Source organism: Aliiroseovarius marinus (assembly GCF_004360145.1).
In the GTDB taxonomy this organism is placed as follows: domain Bacteria; phylum Pseudomonadota; class Alphaproteobacteria; order Rhodobacterales; family Rhodobacteraceae; genus Aliiroseovarius; species Aliiroseovarius marinus.
The window spans coordinates 221466-239783 of record NZ_ML178713.1 but is presented as its reverse complement, the minus strand read 5'-3'; the positions used below and the strand labels follow the sequence as shown (position 1 = coordinate 239783).

General features: G+C 60.0%; 10 protein-coding genes, 1 tRNA gene and 1 pseudogene. 6 read left to right on the top strand and 6 right to left on the bottom strand.

What is annotated here, in order from left to right; translation table 11 throughout:
* Positions 1 to 148: 148 nt before the first annotated feature.
* Positions 149 to 1441, top strand: a complete 1293-nt coding sequence (glyA, locus tag EOL43_RS04515; RefSeq protein WP_133485981.1) for a serine hydroxymethyltransferase — start codon at positions 149 to 151, stop codon at positions 1439 to 1441.
* Positions 1442 to 1507: 66 nt separating this feature from the next.
* Here the strand turns inward: glyA and EOL43_RS04510 are convergent, their stop codons facing one another.
* Positions 1508 to 1870: a hypothetical protein gene (locus tag EOL43_RS04510; protein ID WP_133485979.1), complete on the bottom strand. Its 363-nt coding sequence runs from the start codon at positions 1868 to 1870 to the stop codon at positions 1508 to 1510.
* Between the two features lie 128 nt (positions 1871 to 1998).
* Between EOL43_RS04510 and EOL43_RS04505 the strand changes: the two genes are divergently transcribed.
* Positions 1999 to 2757, top strand: coding sequence for an alpha/beta fold hydrolase (locus tag EOL43_RS04505; protein WP_133485977.1), 759 nt, complete (start codon positions 1999 to 2001; stop codon positions 2755 to 2757).
* A 58-nt stretch (positions 2758 to 2815) separates the two neighbouring features.
* Here EOL43_RS04505 and EOL43_RS04500 read toward each other — a convergent pair whose 3' ends face one another.
* On the bottom strand, positions 2816 to 3127 hold the full coding sequence (locus EOL43_RS04500; RefSeq protein ID WP_133485975.1) for an ETC complex I subunit: 312 nt from the start codon (positions 3125 to 3127) through the stop codon (positions 2816 to 2818).
* A gap of 564 nt (positions 3128 to 3691) precedes the next feature.
* On the opposite strand from EOL43_RS04500, the gene uvrB reads away from it, so the two are divergent.
* Entirely contained in the window at positions 3692 to 5878 is a 2187-nt protein-coding gene (gene uvrB, locus EOL43_RS04495; RefSeq protein WP_133485973.1) for an excinuclease ABC subunit UvrB, read from the top strand.
* Between the two features lie 58 nt (positions 5879 to 5936).
* On the opposite strand, the gene EOL43_RS04490 is transcribed toward uvrB, so the two are convergent.
* Positions 5937 to 8171, bottom strand: a complete 2235-nt coding sequence (locus tag EOL43_RS04490) for a molybdopterin cofactor-binding domain-containing protein (RefSeq protein WP_133485972.1) — start codon at positions 8169 to 8171, stop codon at positions 5937 to 5939.
* Positions 8172 to 8174: 3 nt separating this feature from the next.
* The gene (locus tag EOL43_RS04485; protein WP_133485970.1) at positions 8175 to 8633 is read right to left on the bottom strand and encodes a (2Fe-2S)-binding protein; all 459 of its coding nucleotides are present in this window, start codon (positions 8631 to 8633) and stop codon (positions 8175 to 8177) included.
* A 229-nt stretch (positions 8634 to 8862) separates the two neighbouring features.
* Between EOL43_RS04485 and EOL43_RS04480 the strand changes: the two genes are divergently transcribed.
* Positions 8863 to 11862 carry an aminotransferase class III-fold pyridoxal phosphate-dependent enzyme gene (locus EOL43_RS04480; protein WP_133485968.1) on the top strand — a complete coding sequence of 1000 codons (3000 nt, stop codon included), beginning with the start codon at positions 8863 to 8865 and terminating at the stop codon, positions 11860 to 11862.
* A 123-nt stretch (positions 11863 to 11985) separates the two neighbouring features.
* On the opposite strand, the gene EOL43_RS04475 is transcribed toward EOL43_RS04480, so the two are convergent.
* Positions 11986 to 12444, bottom strand: coding sequence for an Lrp/AsnC family transcriptional regulator (locus tag EOL43_RS04475; protein WP_133485966.1), 459 nt, complete (start codon positions 12442 to 12444; stop codon positions 11986 to 11988).
* A 131-nt stretch (positions 12445 to 12575) separates the two neighbouring features.
* Here EOL43_RS04475 and EOL43_RS04470 point away from each other — a divergent pair, with 131 nt between their 5' ends.
* Entirely contained in the window at positions 12576 to 15992 is a 3417-nt protein-coding gene (locus EOL43_RS04470) for an indolepyruvate ferredoxin oxidoreductase family protein (protein ID WP_133485964.1), read from the top strand.
* Between the two features lie 125 nt (positions 15993 to 16117).
* Here EOL43_RS04470 and EOL43_RS04465 read toward each other — a convergent pair.
* Positions 16118 to 16207: transfer RNA gene (locus EOL43_RS04465), tRNA-Ser, on the bottom strand.
* Positions 16208 to 16396: 189 nt separating this feature from the next.
* On the opposite strand from EOL43_RS04465, the pseudogene EOL43_RS04460 reads away from it, so the two are divergent.
* Positions 16397 to 18273: pseudogene (locus EOL43_RS04460) on the top strand (cation:proton antiporter domain-containing protein).
* Positions 18274 to 18318 lie beyond the last annotated feature (45 nt).

Sequence of the window (18318 nt, the reverse complement as noted above, 5' to 3'; positions counted from 1 at the left end):
CAGCTTTGTTTCCGAAACAATCACATGTTTCCACAAATCACCAGATAATGCCGCGTCTTTCCGTCGCCGCGTCGCTTTCTGGTCTTTGCGACCGGGAATGTTTCCGATAGGAAATCCGAAATCGGACCTTAATTGAAGGAAAACGCGCATGACTGCCACCCGTGACCAAGGTTTCTTTACCGAATCCCTCGCGACCCGCGACCCCGAGCTGTGGGGCTCGATCACCAATGAGCTGGGCCGTCAGCGCGACGAGATCGAGCTGATCGCATCGGAAAACATCGTTTCCGCCGCCGTGATGGAAGCTCAGGGCTCGGTTCTGACCAACAAATACGCTGAAGGCTACCCGGGCCGTCGCTACTATGGCGGCTGCCAGTATGTCGACGTGGCCGAGAATCTGGCCATCGACCGCGCCAAGGAACTGTTCGGCTGTGAGTTCGCCAACGTTCAGCCCAACTCGGGCTCGCAAGCCAACCAAGGTGTGTTCCAGGCGCTGATCAAGCCCGGCGACACCATTCTGGGCATGGACCTGTCGGCCGGTGGTCACCTGACCCACGGCGCACGTCCGAACCAGTCGGGCAAGTGGTTCAACGCCATTCACTATGGTGTACGCAAGCAAGACAACCTGATCGACTATGACCAGATCCAGGAACTGGCGACCGAGCACAAGCCTGCCCTGATCATCGCTGGTGGTTCGGCCATCCCGCGTCAGATCGATTTTGCCAAATTCCGCGAGATCGCCGATTCGGTTGGCGCCTATCTGATGGTCGACATGGCCCACATCGCAGGCCTGATCGCGGCTGGCGAGCATCCCTCGCCCTTCCCGCACGCTCACGTGGCCACCACCACCACCCACAAGACCCTGCGCGGTCCGCGCGGTGGCATGATCGTCACCAACGACGCGGATATCGCGAAGAAGGTGAACTCGGCCATCTTCCCGGGCATCCAAGGTGGTCCGCTGATGCACGTGATCGCTGGTAAAGCGGCTGCCTTCGGTGAAGCCCTGCGCCCCGAGTTCAAAGCCTACCAGAAGCAGGTACGTGCGAACGCGGTTGCTCTGGCCGATCAGCTGGTCAAAGGTGGTCTGGACATCGTGACCGGTGGCACTGACACCCACGTTCTGCTGGTCGATCTGCGCCCCAAAGGCGTAACCGGCAACATCGTGGACGCCGCTCTGGGCCGCGCTCACATCACCACCAACAAAAACGGCATCCCGTTCGACCCGGAAAAGCCCACCGTGACCTCGGGCATCCGTCTGGGTACGCCCGCTGGCACCACCCGCGGCTTCGGCGAAGCCGAGTTCCGCGAGATCGCTGACCTGATCATCGAGGTCGTGGACGGTCTGGCCGCGAATGGCCCGGACGGCAACGCGGACGTCGAAGCTTCGGTTCGCGAAAAAGTGGCCGCCCTCTGCGCCCGCTTCCCGCTGTACCCGAACCTGTAATCCCACTGGGAACAGAGTTGAGCTGATTAAGCGCCCTCGGAAACGGGGGCGTTTTTTTGTGTGAGGTTACAAGAATCCGCGCCACATCAAAAAGCCGACAACCAGAGACGCCAAGAGCAGAAGGTTGAACAGCAACCCCGCGCTCAGGTTCACTGCGATCCCCTTGCGGCGTTCCCACGGGTCGATGCTCAGCAGATAGCGTTCCAGATCCGCGGCCGCCAAATCCAGCGCGGCTTCGTCCAACTGGCGCAAAAGCCGGGGATGATCAGCACGCGCGGTCGCATCGACCAGCATCTGCCCCTTCATGCGCAGATGGCGCGGCAAAAGGCGCCCTGCCCGGCGCAGCTTCGCGTCAAACCCCTTGCCGCGCACGTCCAGCCGCTCTTCCAGCAACTGTGAAAGCCGATCTGTCCGCGCTGCAATGTCCAACTCAATCCCCGATAATTGCGGTCGCCACTGTCACAACCATAGCTGCAAAAACGGGGGTATCGAAAGCCCAAACCGGCCCGTCGACAATTCCGGGTTCAATCCAAGCGCCCGTCACGCTATCAGAACGTATGCTTACGATGCAGTCATTCGGGGACGATACCTCCCGCCCGCCTATCCTGATCGTGCACGGGCTTTTTGGCTCGGGGCGCAATTGGAACGTCATTGCCAAACGCCTGTCAGATGACCGGCGCGTGGTCTCTGTCGACATGCGCAATCACGGCGAAAGCCCGTGGTTTGATACGCAAAGCTATCACGATATGGCGGGTGACCTTGCGCAGGTGATCCGAGAAATCGGCGGCGAGGCCGATGTGATTGGGCATTCCATGGGCGGGAAGGCCTCGATGATCTTGGCGCTGCAGGATGCGGCACTGGTGAACAAGCTTCTGGTCGCCGACATCGCCCCAATTTCCTATCGCCACAGCCAGCAGTCGATGATCGAGGCCATGCGCACCATCGATCTGGACCTCGTAAACACGCGCGGGGATGCTGACCGCCAACTGGCCGAGGTGCTGGGCGACGCATCCGTCCGGGCATTCCTGTTGCAATCTCTCAATGTAAAAGAGCAGGCATGGCGGCTGAACTTGGATGTGCTGCAAGCCGAGATGGCCAAAATCGTCGGCTTCCCCGAGGTGTCGGGGTCCTTTGACGGGCCTACCCTGTTTCTCGCCGGTGCGAACTCGGACTATGTGCTGCCCGAACACCGCCCTACGATCAAAGCGCTGTTCCCGTCTGCCAAGCAGGCCAAGATCCCCGGTGCGGGCCACTGGCTGCATGCGGAAAAACCGCGCGAGTTCGAAGCCGCCGCGCGCAGCTTCCTGAACCTCTAATCCCCAGAAAAGCAAAACCCCGCAACGTGGCGGGGTTTTCGGGAATATCTGGCGCGGCTTAGTGCGTCCAGGGACCGCGGCGGTTGGTGGCGAAATTCTCGCCATATCCGCCCGACCGAATATTCGGCTTGCGCTTATGCGGGTCGGTCACCGTGGCTTCGATGCCGTGCTCCTTGGCATAGTCCAGCGCGGCCTCTTTGCTTTGGAACTTCAGGCGCACCTGACTTTGCGTGTCCGACGATCCGGTCCAACCCATCAGCGGGTCAAGTTCACGCGCCGCGTCGGCTGCATATTCCAGAACCCAGACCTTGGTTTTTCCCATGCCCGACGACATTGCATTGCGGGCGGGCTGATAGATACGAGCACGCATTCGGTATCTCCTTCCAAAACTAGGATGGTTATCTGTCATGCGGCCCGGCAATTCAAGGCGGAATCAGGGATGTGCAGCAGCTGAACGTTCACTCTGCGTGTATCTCGTTCCGTGATTGTCCGTGAGTGTGGCAGTGGAGGAGAAGCAGGGAGACTGCCGGTAGTCGACGAGGGAGCGAGGGGTGGGGTGGGTGTTTCGCCGACACCGGCAGTCCGTTCTGCTGCTTGCCTCATTACGCTACCGCAGTGTCAGAGGTGCAGCAAGCAAAAAATACACCTCCAATTGCATTATTTTAACATTTTTTGGCCTGAATCATCATTACTTTACAATTACTTAATGGAATTTTGAGTTTTGCTGCATGTGCAAAAATACAATCAAGAGATACACTCACTGATTGTCAAATATGAACGTGTTTTCAGACACGTTTCCTGTGTGTACCTAACCTCGTAAATAATCGTTAACACCGCAACTCACCAAATATGGGGAGATTCTTACGCGCAGCGCGTTAACCACCCCTTGAAGAAGAACAAAAAGTGACCATTCTTGGGGAACGGAGAGATTCGCATGCCCCATGACCAGACCCCGCACAGTCCGCTGACAAATCCAACTATGGCCCCTGTCGCCCGCCCCAAGCTGGAAGGCGGCAAACAGTTCGTGATGCATACGCCCTTTCAGGCGGCAGGTGACCAGCCCACCGCCATCGCCGAGCTGGCCGGCGGCCTCGAAGCCGGCGAACGTGATCAAGTGCTTCTGGGCGCGACCGGCACCGGCAAGACCTTCACGATGGCCAAGATCATCGAGGAAACCCAACGCCCGGCAATCATCCTTGCCCCCAACAAAACCCTCGCCGCGCAGCTCTATGGCGAGATGAAGGGGTTCTTCCCAGAAAACGCGGTCGAGTATTTCGTCAGCTACTATGACTACTACCAGCCCGAAGCCTACGTCCCCCGGTCGGATACCTTCATCGAGAAGGAAAGCCAGATCAACGAACAAATCGACCGGATGCGCCACTCGGCCACGCGGGCGCTGTTGGAACGTGACGATGTGATCATCGTGGCCTCGGTGTCCTGTATTTATGGTATCGGTTCGCCCGAGACCTACACCGCGATGACGCAAGACATTACGGTGGGCGAGGAATACGACCAACGGTCCGTCATGCGCGATCTGGTCGCCCAGCAATACAAACGCAATGACAACGCGTTCCAGCGCGGATCGTTCCGGGTGCGCGGTGACAGTCTGGAGATTTGGCCCAGCCACCTTGAAGACCGGGGGTGGCGTCTGTCCTTCTTTGGCGAGGAACTGGAAAGCATCACCGAGTTCGACACGCTAACCGGCGCCAAGACCGACACGCTGGAGAAGGTCCGCGTCTATGCGAACTCGCACTACGTGACGCCCACGCCGACACTGAAACAGGCGATTCAGAACATCAAACAGGAACTCGCCGTCCGCCTGAAGCAGTTCGAAGACGAAGGCAAACTTCTGGAAGCCCAGCGCCTTGAGCAACGCACCAAGTTCGATCTGGAAATGCTCGAAGCCGCGGGCTTCTGCAACGGGATCGAGAACTATTCGCGCTATCTGACCGGCCGCGCACCGGGCGAACCGCCCCCCACCCTGTTTGAGTACATCCCAGACAACGCGATTGTGTTTGCCGATGAAAGCCACGTGTCCGTGCCCCAAATCGGCGGAATGTACCGCGGCGACTATCGCCGCAAATTCACGCTGGCCGAACACGGGTTCCGCCTGCCATCCTGCATGGACAACCGCCCGCTCAAGTTCGAGGAATGGGACGCCATGCGCCCGCAATCCGTCTTCGTGTCCGCCACGCCATCTAACTGGGAACTGGAACAGACCGGCGGCGTTTTCGCCGAACAGGTCATCCGCCCCACCGGCCTTCTGGACCCCGAGGTCGAAATCCGTCCCGTTGAAATGCAGGTGGACGACCTTCTGGACGAGGTGCGCAAGGTCGCCGCAAACGACATGCGCACGCTGGTCACCACGCTGACCAAACGCATGGCCGAGGATCTGACCGAATACCTGCACGAACAGGGCATCCGCGTGCGCTATATGCACTCGGACATCGACACGATCGAACGGATCGAGATCCTGCGCGACCTGCGTCTGGGGGCCTTCGACGTTCTGGTGGGCATCAACCTTCTGCGCGAGGGGCTCGACATTCCGGAATGCGGGTTGGTCGCCATTCTGGACGCGGATAAGGAAGGCTTCCTGCGGTCAGAAACCTCGCTGATCCAAACCATCGGCCGTGCCGCGCGGAACGCCGAAGGCCGCGTCATCATGTATGCCGACCGTATTACAGGGTCGATGGAACGCGCGCTGAAGGAAACCGAACGGCGGCGCGAGAAACAGCAGGCCTATAACCTTGAACACGGCATCACGCCCGAGACCGTGAAGAAGAATGTCGAGGATGTGCTGGCCGGGCTTTACGACGGCGACACCGACATGTCCCGCGTCACCGCCACCATCGACAAACCCATGGTCGGCGACAACCTGACCGCCCATCTGGAGGGCCTGAAAGCCGAGATGCGCAAGGCTGCCGAGAACCTCGAATTCGAAGAAGCCGCCCGCCTGCGGGATGAAATCCACCGGCTGGAAGCTGTGGAACTGGCCGTGGCAGACGACCCACTCGCCCGGCAATCCGCGATTGAGGCGGCAGGAGAGGCCGCGCAGAAGGCCAAGGGGCGCTCAACGGCTGGGAAGCCGGGGCAACGGGCTGGGCGCAAAGGCCGGAAATAAGAAACGCACGCGCCACAAGGCGCGTGCGTGTGTCTAACATCCGTGAGTGGTGGGTTTGTTAGACGAATGTAAAAGCATTCCCAAACGGCATCTCGGTCGGCCGCTCTCCCGTCGCCCGAAAAATCGCCTCGGCCAAGGCAGGCGCTGCGGGCGGCACGGGGGGTTCGCCGACGCCGGTGACGTAGCCTCGGTTCTCCATCCCGCGCACGATGATCTCGGGCGTTTGATAGTTCCGCAGCCCTTCGAAATCCCAGAAGTTCTCTTGTTCGGCCATGCCGTCGGCATAGGTGATCTGGCTGTTGATCGCGTGACCCAGCCCCCAAATCACACCGCCTGCGACGAGGTTTTCGAAGTTGACCGGGTCGACCACTTTGCCCACTTCGGCGGCGACCCAGACCTTGTCCAGCTTAATGCCGTCCTCGCCATTGGTGATCTCGATCACCTGCGCGCAGGGGGTGCCGAAGGACAGGCAGAAGGCCACACCGCGGGCTTTGTTCGCAGCCAGCTCTCCGCCCCAGCCGGACATCTCGGCCACGGCCTCCAAAGTCTTGCGGGACGGGTCGTCGGTCATCAAGCGCAAGCGTTCCTCGACCGGGTCGGCGCCGGCCTCATGGATCAGAGCGTTTAGGAAGTTCTCATGAAAGAACCCGTTTTGTGACGCCCCGACGGACCGCCACGAGCTGACCGGCCCCAGCTTCGGCGCACGGAAACCCGTCACACGGTAGTTCGGGATCGCATAGGGTTGGTCCCACAGGCCCTGCGTGATCGTGGTGTCTGGCCCCGGCACCGGAAAGCCCTGACGCTCGGCCATCTGGCTGTCCATGATCGAGGGCGCGGCGACCTGAATGTCCATCGCAGTCACTTTGCCATCGGTCACAGCCCCACGCCCGCGCATCAGCGCGATGGGGCGGGTGAAGTCCTGCGCCGTGTCTTCCTCGCGCTTATAGGTCAGCTTGACCGGCGTGCCCTTCATCGCCATCGCCATTTCGGCGGCGCGTTTCACCACCTCGTCTTCCAGACGGTGCCCGAAGCTGCCGCCCATCATCAGAATGTGGACATGGACGTCGTCCAGCTCCATCCCGGTCATTTTGGCGACACTGGCCTGCGTCATGCGCGGGATCTGGTTGCCGGTCCAGACGTCAACACGACTGTCGGTGACCAGCACCGTGGCGTTCATTGGCTCAAGCGGCGCATGCGCCAGATAGGGTGCGCGGAACTCGGCCTCGACCGTTGCGGAAATCCCGTCCACGTCGCCGTCATCGCGGGGTGTGGCATCGACGTCGCCCGCGTCGATTGTGTCAGCCAGCGCCTGCCAATGTTCGTCTTGTTCGGCGGGATATGGGGCCGCGCCCCATTCGACGTCGATCGCATCGACAGCCTGAAACGCGCGCCAAGTGTTGTCGGCAACCACACCCACGCCACCCGTCACCGGGATCACCTTCTGCACGCCGCGCATGCCGTCCACAGCGGACGCATCGAACGAGATCATCCCGCCCCCTTTGCGCGGGTTCACGCGGACGGCGGCATGGACCATGCCCTCCATCCGCAGATCGATGCCATAGGCCTGCGTGCCGGTGGACTTCGCCACCATGTCAACGCGCTGCATGGGCTTACCGACCAGTCGCCACTGGGTCGAGGGGCGCAGTGTCACATCCGTTACCGGCTCGATCTCGGCGGCTTTCTGGGCGAGGGCTTCGTAAGGGATACGCTTGCCATCGGGCAGCACAACCGCGCCGCGTTCTGTCTTCAGCTGAGTAACCGAAAGGCCAGATGCCTCGGCGGCAGCCGCTTTCAGCGTCTCGCGCGCAACGGCTCCCGCCACGCGCAGCTTCTCGAACCCGTCCGGCACGGTGGTCGAGCCGCCTGTGATCTGCATTCCCATCAGCTTGATCACCGCGCCCATGAAGCCGCGCATAGTTTCCGCAGCCATACCCCGGTCGGTCGACGGGAACGGCACACCCTCATCCGCAATCGCGGTGTTCCAATAGGCCGCGGAGGGCGGGCCGGGATCGACCTTGATCTGGTCCAGCTCCACATCGAGTTCTTCCGCGATCAACGCTGCTTGAACCGAATACGCCCCCTGCCCTTTGTCGGCGCGCGGGGTGATCAGCGTGACCCCATCCGCGTTGATCAAGACATAGGGCGTCAGCGCTGCCTCGCCCTGCGCCAGATCGTCGTCCAGCGGATTGTCCACGGGCTGTTTGTATTTGTAGTACCCAAAGGCCACGCCACCCAGAAGGGCCGCCGAGCCGACAAGAAAAGTGCGTCGTGCAATCGTTCCGATACGTCCCATGTCTTAGCTCACCTTCAGAGTTTCAGCAGCGGATTTCACCGCGTCGCGAATACGGGGATAGGTTCCACAGCGGCACAGGTTGCCGGACATGGCGTCGTCAATGTCTGTGTCAGTCGGGCTTGGATTGTTCGCCAGCAAATCGGCGGCCTGCATCATCTGCCCGCCTTGGCAATATCCGCATTGCGCCACCTGATGCTTCAGCCAAGCTGCCTGCACCGCGTGCATTTCATCGGGATTGCCCAGACCCTCAATCGTGGTCACCGGTCCATCCACGTCGCCCACCATCGTCTGGCACGAGCGTACGGCCACGCCGTCCACATGCACCGTGCACGCTCCGCAGGCTGCGACTCCGCAGCCGTATTTCGGGCCGTCCAGTTTCAACTCGTCCCTCAGAACCCACAAAAGCGGCATGTCCTCTTCGACATCCACATCATGGGCAACACCGTTCACAGTAAGCTTCATCGCGTTGGTCCTTTGACTGGTGGCAACTCACGTTACGTCAACCCGACACGCCTTAATGACCGTCGGTCAGTTATGTAGGCCACAGAAGTTTTCGCGATGCAACCCCCAAAATATTTGGCTGATTTTCGGACCGAATTCGGCCTACTGGTTGCAAATTGGATCCAAAAATGCGCAACAATCGCCGCAACAGGTTTGGGCCGAATCCGCCCCTTTAAAAAAAGGACAGCACATGGACCATTGGACACAGGTTCTGTCGACGCATTGGGGCATCGACGCCCAGCTTCGCCGCTTGGATGGCGAATACGATCTGAACTTTCTGGCCGAGACCGCTGCGGGCAACGGATATGTCCTGAAGGCGATGCGTCCGGGGTGCGAGGATTGGCTGGTCGATCTGCAAATCAAGGCAATGGACCACATTCAGGACAAAGCGCCCAACGCCCTGATTCCGCGCATTATTCCCAGCTCTGACGGCGCGCGCTTCCTGCATTGCGCGGACGAATCCGGCGCCCAGCGACTGGTCTGGCTGATCGAGCGCCTGCCGGGCCAGTGCTATGCCAAAACCGCCCCCAAAACCGACGCGCTGCTCCACCAGATTGGCGCCGCTTTAGGCCGGACCGCCAAGGCCCTTCAGGATTTCCAACACGACGCGTTGGAGCGTGATTTCAAGTGGGATCTGATGCAGGCCGGGTGGATTGGGAACGAGCTGTCCTGCATTGCACAGACGGACCGTCGGGCGTTGCTTGAAACCATTCACGCCGGATTCGAGGCCATCAAACCCGCACTTGATCGCCTGCCGAAACAGGCCATTCACAATGACGCCAACGACTACAACATTCTCGTAGATGGCGGACTTCTGAACCGGTCCCTCTCGGGCCTCATTGATTTCGGAGACATGTGCGCCGCGCCGCGGATCTGTGATGTCGCGGTGGCCGCGGCCTATCTGGTCTTGGACCATCCGAACCCTGAGGCTGCACTGGCCGCGTTCGTTTCAGGCTATCACGAAACCTATCCCCTGACTGCCGCTGAGATCGACCTGATCTGGCCGCTCTTGCGGGCCCGTCTGGCGGTCAGCGTGGTGAACTCCACCCTGATGGCCGCCGACAACCCCGACGACCCCTATGTCACGATTAGCCAAGCCCCCGCGTGGCGATTCCTTGAGAGCTACGATCTTCATCCCGGCCTGCTGTCCGCCCGCCTGCGCGCGGCCTGCGAGCTACCTGTCGTGGATGGGGCCGACCGGGTCATGGCATGGCTGGATCAGGAACGCGGGAACTTCGCGCAGGTGATGGGCGAGGACCTGTCGGACGCGCCTTTAGGATCGCTCTCGGTCGAGCACAGCACCTGGCCACAGAATCCGTTCCACATGCCTCTGTCAGAAGCCGCGCGCGTGGGGGAAGAGTTCGAAGATAACGGCCGCATCTGGCTGGGCTATTATCATGAGCCGCGCCTGATCTATGCCGAGCCCGCCTTTCGCAAAGGACCGTGGAAAGCCAGCGATCGTCGCACCGTACATCTGGCCGTGGACGCCTTCGCTCCCGCTGGGACGCCGCTGCATGCCCCCTATGATGGTACGGTCTTCGTGGCTGAAAACCGCACCGGTCATTTGGACTATGGCGGGGTTATCATCCTGTCGCACGAAACGCCCGAGGGCGACGCGTTCTATACGCTCTACGGCCATCTGAACCCCGAATTCATGGACCGCCTGAAGCCCGGCGACCTGGTCAGAAAGGGCGAGGCCTTCTGCCAGTTGGGCGATGCCAGCCAGAACGGCGGCTGGGCCCCGCATGTCCATTTCCAACTCGCCCTCACCACCGAGGGGATCGAGGCCGACTGGCCCGGCGTCGGTGACCCGGACGAGATGTATATGTGGCGCGCGATCTGCCCCAACCCGGCAGCTTTGCTAAACCTGCCCGACGATCACGTCTGCTATCAGCCGACCGACAAAGCACAGGTGCTGAACGGTCGCCGCGCCCATTTCGGCGGCAACCTAAGCCTGACCTATTCGGACCCGGTGATGCTGGTACGCGGCTGGAAACATCACCTGTTTGACGAATGGGGGCGCCCCTATCTGGACGCCTATAACAACGTCCCCCATGTGGGCCACGCACACCCGCGCATTCAGGCCGTCGCGGCGGATCAGCTGAAGCGCATGAACTCGAACACGCGCTATCTGCACCCGGCCCAGACCGCCTTTGCCGACAAGGTGCTGTCCAAGCTGCCCGACCATTTCGAAGTCTGCTTCTTCGTGAACTCCGGCACCGAGGCAAACGAACTGGCCCTGCGCCTTGCCCGCGCCCATACCGGCGCTAAGGGTATCGTGACGCCGGACCATGGCTATCACGGGAACACCAACGCGGCGGTCGCGATCTCGGCCTATAAGTTCAACAAGCCGGGCGGGATTGGCAAAGCCGATTGGGTCGAGCTGGTCGAGGTCGCCGATGACTATCGCGGGTCGTTCAAACGCGACGATCCCGACCGCGCCCAGAAATACGCGGATCTGGTTGATCCCGCCATCGCTGCACTTCAGGCACGCGGGCAAGGTGTGGCAGGTTTCATCGCCGAGACCTTCCCCTCGGTCGGCGGGCAGATCATTCCGCCCAAGGGCTATCTGCCTGCGGTCTATAAGAAAATCCGCGCCGCGGGCGGCGTCTGTATCGCGGACGAGGTGCAAACCGGGTTGGGTCGTCTGGGCGACTATTACTTCGGTTTTGAGCACCAAGGCGCCCTGCCCGACATCGTTGTCATGGGCAAACCCATCGGTAACGGGCACCCGCTGGGCGTGCTGGTCACCACCAAGGAAATCGCGCAAAGCTTTGACAATGGGATCGAGTTCTTCTCAACCTTCGGCGGCTCGACCCTGTCCTGTCGCATCGGGAAAGAGGTCTTGGACATTGTCGATGACGAGGGCTTGCAAGAGAATGCCAAGCAGATGGGCGCGCGCCTGATCGACGGGCTGCGCACACTTGAGGCGCGGTATGACTGCGTCGGCGATGTGCGCGGGATGGGGCTGTTTCTGGGGCTGGAACTGATCCACAAGGATGGCTCGGAAGCCACCGAGATCTGCCAGTTCATCAAGAACCGGATGCGCGATCACCGGATCCTGATCGGCAGCGAAGGCCCGAAAGACAACATCCTGAAAATCCGCCCACCCCTGACCATCGAGGCCGAGGACGTCGACATGATCCTGACCGTTCTGGACAAGGTTCTGGCAGAAGCGTCGCTGGGATAGCACGCACAAAGACGCAAACACCTTTGTGCAGGGCGGCCACGAACCAAGTGGGGTTGCCTCCCCGCCTGGTCTGCGTCAGGCGGGCCTTCAGTTCAGTTGCGAAGGCGGCACAATCCATGCGGATCAAACAGGAACACTGGGATTTCGTTTAATCTCTTTCAGGACCACGTTGGTCTGGGCGCTTTCCACAGCGGATAGTCTGAACAAAAACCCTTCCAGAAAATCATTGTAGGCAGCGATGTCTTTGCACAAAACCCGAAGGTGATAATCCGCCTGCCCGGTCGTCGCATAGCAGTCGAGAACTTCCGGGCGCACTTCCATTGCAGTGATGAACTCGTTGAGATGTTCAGGATTGTGCCGCGTCAATTGCACGTGCACCAGTGCCTGAAATCCAAGCCCGACGGCCTGCGGTGAAACGCGCGCCCTATAGCTTTCGATCACCCCACTTTCCTCTAACGAGCGGGTTTTCCGCCAGCAAGCGGAGGGGGATAGGCCGACCCGCTCGGCCAGATCAGCATTGGACATTCGGCAATCGGCTTGAAGAAACTTCAGGATCAACCTGTCGCGCGCATCCAGTTTCATTTGGCAAAATTATCCTACTTTTGGCAAATCTTTGGTAAGTCTAACCATTTTATTGCACTTAAGCGAGCGCATCAGATCAATTTTTCCATAGTTAACGGGTTAAATTGGTCAGACACGTCAAGGAAACCATGATGACCGCACAATCACACCAATTCGATGCCTACAACCTCTCAGATCGCTACGCGCGCAAAGACGGCCGCGTGTTCCTTACGGGGACGCAGGCGCTTGTCAGGATCATGCTTGATCAGGCGCGCCGGGATCGCGAGGCGGGATTGAACACGGCGGGTTTCATCTCGGGCTACAGGGGGTCGCCCTTGGGCGGACTTGATCTTGAGCTTTGGCGTGCGCGGGCCGAAACAGAACGCAATCAGATCACCTTCATGCCAGCTGTGAACGAGGATCTCGGGGCGACTGCAGTTCTTGGCGCGCAGCAATCGGTTCTGGATCCGGATTGCGACGTCGAGGGCGTGTTCTCGATGTGGTATGGCAAGGGTCCCGGGGTTGATCGGTCCGGCGATGCCCTGCGGCATGGCAACGCCTACGGGTCTTCGGCAAAGGGGGGTGTGCTGGTCGTCGCTGGCGATGATCATGGCTGCGTGTCGTCATCAATGCCACATCAGTCGGATGTCGCTTTCATGACCTGGTTCATGCCTTCGCTGAACCCCGCAAACGTGGCAGAGTATCTGCGGTTTGGTGAATACGGACTTGCACTCAGCCGCTATTCGGGAACTTGGGTGGGGTTCAAGGCCATCTCGGAAACCGTTGAAAGCGGTCAATCCGTGGAGCTTTGCCCTGATCGTGCGTTCAGCTTCCCCGAAATTGACCTCCCACCTGGCGGGCTACATGTGCGTGGGTCGGACCTGCCCAGCCCAGAGATCGAAACCCGGATCGAACACAAGCTGCGCGCGGTCGAAGCCTTCGTCGAGGCCAACCCGATCGACCAGCGCATCTATGACATTGAGAAGGCGAGCTTCGGCATCGTCACCACAGGCAAGGGGCATTTGGACCTGATGGAAGCCCTACGACTGCTTGGGCTGGACGAGCCTGCCTGCCGACGACTGGGCATCGACATTTACAAAGTTGGCATGGTCTGGCCGCTGGCCCGACGGGACGCGCTGGCATTCGTACGCGGCAAGAAAGAGGTGCTGGTCATCGAAGAGAAACGCGGCATCATCGAAAGTCAGTTCAAGGAATACTTCTACGACTGGCCCGGGGACAAGCCGGACAAGATGGTGGGCAAGCATCGCGCCGCAGGCGATCCTCTTCTACCTTGGACAGGCGAGCTAAGCCCGTTGCAGTTGGTCCCGGTCTTGGCCGAGCGACTGGACAACTTTTTCCCTGCCGAGAAGCTTATGCAGAAGGCAAAAGAGCTGACCGACAGACCACCAACGCTCCTCAGCGTTCCCGGTGCGACGCGCACGCCCTATTTCTGTTCTGGCTGCCCCCACAACACGTCGACCAAGTTACCGGACGGGAGCACCGCAGCGTCAGGCATCGGCTGTCATGTGATGGCAAGTTGGATGAACCGAAACACCGTCGGCTATGCGCAAATGGGCGGCGAAGGCGTGCCGCACGCTGTCAGTTCGAAGTTCAATGGCGGAAAACACATCTTTCAGAACCTTGGCGAAGGCACGTGGTATCACTCTGGATCGCTGGCCATTCGACAGGCTGTCGCCGCTGGCACCAATATCACCTACAAGATCCTCTACAATGACGCAGTCGCCATGACCGGTGGCCAACCCGTGGACGGACCTGTCAGCGTGCATGGCATCGCCCAGACATGCCGTGCGGAAGGGGTCGAGCGGATCGCTTTGGTTTCAGATGACATCCTTAAGTTCAGCCCCTCGGACTTTCCCGCGGGCACAAGCCTCCATTCCCGCAGCGCGCTTGACACCGTGCAGCAAGAGCTACGCGACATCCCCGGCGTTACGGTCCTGATCTACGAACAGACCTGTGCGACGGAAAAACGCCGCCGCCGCAAGCGGGGCAAAATGGAAGATCCCAAACGGTTTGCATTCATCAACCCTGCCGTCTGCGAAGGCTGTGGCGATTGCTCGGTCGAAAGCAACTGCCTTAGCATCGAACCTCTGGAAACGGAGTTCGGGCGCAAGCGCAAGGTGAACCTGTCGACCTGCAACAAGGACTTTTCCTGCCTGAACGGATTCTGCCCCAGTTTTGTGACGCTTGAAGGTGCAACGCGCCGCAAAAAGGAGGGCGCAAAGCTGGATATTGCTGGCGCGGTGACTGATCTGCCGCGCCCCGCCGAGAACCAATTGGACGTGCCTTTTGATTTGCTTGTGACGGGTGTCGGGGGCACCGGCGTGGTCACTGTTGGTGCGCTGATCACCATGGCCGCGCATCTTGAGGGCAAGGGTTCCAGCGTTCTGGACTTCACGGGATTTGCGCAGAAATTCGGAACGGTACTTAGCTATATCCGGCTGGGCAAAACGCCCGAGGCCATCAATCAAGTGCGGATCGACCAAGGGTCGGCGGATGCCGTGATCGGTTGCGATATCGTGGTCTCCTCTGCCCCGAAGGCCTCGGTGCATTATCGGACGGGGACGCAGGTTGTACTGAACATGGCGGAAATGCCGACCGGAGATCTGGTGCTGCACCGTGATGCACAGTTGAAGGTTGATCAACGCGAGACGGCAATTCGCAATCTGGTCGGCGATGACGCTGTCCACAGCCTTGACGCAAATGAGCTGGCAGAACGGTTGCTGGGTGACAGCGTCTTTGCCAATGTCATAATGCTGGGTGTTGCGTGGCAGAAAGGTTTGGTTCCCGTAAGCGAAAACGCCCTTAAACAAGCGATCGAGCTGAATGCGGTCGCGGTCGACAAAAACAAGTTGGCATTCGACTTGGGCCGCATCCTTGCCGAGACCCCCAATAAGTTCCCAAATGCGCCCACCGTTGCTGCCACGCTTTCACTCTCTGAACTGATTGACCGGAATGCGGTGTTCCTGACGGACTACCATTCGTCGGACTACGCAGAGCGATACAGGACTGCGATTGACCGCTTTAGCGCTGCACTTTCTGCATCTGATCGGGAAGAAATGGGGTCTCTGGCGGCGAAATCATTGTTCAAGCTGATGGCCATCAAGGATGAGTATGAGGTCGCAAGACTGCACAGCTCTCCTGATTTTTTGGCAATGCTCGAAGACGAATTCGAACCCGGATTCCGCATCAACTATCACATGGCGCCGCCCCTGATTTCGCATCGGCAAGATGCCCGCGGACGCCCGGTCAAACGCAGCTTTGGGCCATGGCTGACACGCGTGCTTGGCGCGCTAGCACGCATCCGACGTGTGCGCGGCACTGGCTTCGATCTCTTCGGCTACACACAAGAGCGAAAAGAAGAACGGGCGCTGCTGGCGTTGTTCGAAACGGTATTGGCCGAATATCCGAAGCAAGCAGGACGCCACGACCGTGACAAGCTACGTCGCATTCTGGCCGCACCCTTAGACGTTCGTGGATTCGGACCTGTGAAAGAAGCCGCCTCTCGATCCTGCACCTCGGTCCTGCAGGGCTTTTTGGGCGATAGCTGAAACAGAAGGGCCCCCTCGACACTCCGGGGGAGGCCTTGACCACACTGCCCACCGAACCGCGCGCCGGGACGACGTCGGGCATCACTCGGTCACGCGCGAACCAATAGTCTGAAACTGAGGTAAAATGGCGGAGACGAAGGGATTCGAACCCTCGAGACGGTTTCCCGCCTACTCCCTTAGCAGGGGAGCGCCTTCGACCACTCGGCCACGTCTCCGTCGACCCGTTTAGCTATGTCGCTCGGCAGGGGCAAGGGTCAAAAGCGCTTTTTCCGTCGGATTTCCACGCAGGTGTCGCCTAGGCCTTAGCGCCGCTTGCTTGACCTACCGCGCCCGGACGGCTTTTCTAGAGGCATCGCCCACCGCGAACAGGGCATATTTACAACGTTACCGATTGCGAGGGCACCATGACCGCTGAATTCATGCTGATCACATTCACTTTGTTTCTGGCCGGGGTGATCGCCGTTCCCATCGCATCGCGCTTCGGGTTGGGGTCGGTGTTAGGCTATCTTGTGGCGGGCATCGCGATCAGTCCGATCCTGCATTGGGCGGGCGCGGACGTCATTGCGCTTCAGCATTTTGCCGAGTTTGGCGTGGTGATGATGCTGTTCATTGTCGGGCTGGAAATGAACCCGAAATCCCTGTGGGAAATGCGCAGCCGTATTTTCGTTCTGGGCGGGCTTCAGGTCGGAATCACGACCGGTGCCGTCTTGGCGGTGTGTTTGGCCTTTGGGCTGCCAATGACGGTCGGGTTGGCGATCGGGCTGGTACTGGCACTGTCCTCGACCGCCATCGTGAACCAAACCCTGCGGGAAAAGGGGCTTTTGCGCTCGGACGGGGGGCAGGCGAGCTTCTCGGTTCTGTTGATGCAGGACATCGCAGTGATTCCCATGCTGGCGCTGATTCCTTTGCTGGCGATGCCGGAACTGGCCGATGCGGTGGACATGGGGATGGCCACGGTGACGGGCATGGCGGCGGGCTGAATCTGAGCCTTGTTGACGGGCTGAACGGGTGGCAAACCGCGCTGGTGACGCTGGCAGCCATCGCTGGCGTGATCTTTATTGGCACTTATCTGACCACGCCAATTTTCCGCTTCGTCGCCAAAGCACGCCTGCGCGAACTGTTTGTCACCACCGCCCTGATGATGGTTTTGGGCATCGCCCTTCTGATGACACTGGTTGGCCTCTCGCCCGCACTGGGAACCTTCCTTGCGGGGGTTGTCATGGCCAGCAGCGAATACCGGCACGAGCTGGAAAGTGACATTGATCCCTTCAAGGGCATCTTCTTGGGCGTGTTCTTCATCACCGTGGGCGCCGGGATCAACTTCGGCCTGCTGGGCAGCAATTTCGGCCTGATCATCGGACTGACCCTGGGGCTGATCCTGCTAAAATCCGCGATCCTGTTGGTACTGGGGCGTGCCTTCAACCTGCAAGGCGGCGACAAATGGCTGTTTGGCCTTGGCTTGGCGCAAGCGGGCGAGTTTGGCTTCGTGCTTCTGTCTTTCACTGTCGCCAACTCGGTGATCCCGCAGGATATCGCAGACCTTCTTCTGTTGGTCGTGGCACTGTCGATGCTGCTGACCCCTGCCCTGTTCATCCTGTATGACCGCGTCATCGCTCCGAAATACAGCGCGCAAGAAGAGCGCGAGGCGGACGAAATCGAGGGCGAGGCCCCCATTATCATCGCCGGTCACGGCCGGTTCGGCGGGATCGTGAACCGCGCGCTGCGGGGGGCGGGCTATGACACGACCGTGCTGGATTACTCGTCCGAGCAGCTGGAAATGCTGCGCCGCTTCCACATCAGTGTCCATTTCGGAGACGCCACCCGCCCCGACCTTCTGCATGCGGCAGGCATTGACGAGGCAAAGGTTCTGGTCATCGCCATTGACGACAAAGAGGCGATCACCGAACTGGTCCGCTACATGGTCGAACACCACCCGCATGTGCATCTGGTCGCCCGTGCCATCGACCGCAATCACGTCTACGACCTGTGGTCCGTTGGCTGCCGCGACATCATTCGCGAGACCTATGACAGCTCGATCCGCGCCAGCCGCTCGGTCTTCGAAGCACTGGGGCACAGCCGCGCGCAAGCCGAGAAGCTGTTGGGCGAATTCGAGGCCGCTGACCGCGAGTCGATGCTGGATTTGGCCGGGCTATATGACATCAACATCCCCCCGTTGGAAAACGAGGCCTATATGGCGCGCGTCGACGAGATGATGGAGGAATGGCAAGAACAGCTGCGCGGACGGATGCAGGACGTCAAAGCGGACCAACCCGCCGAATAACGCGGAAAAGGTGCCATTTCGGCGCGTGCATTCTTAAAACATTGG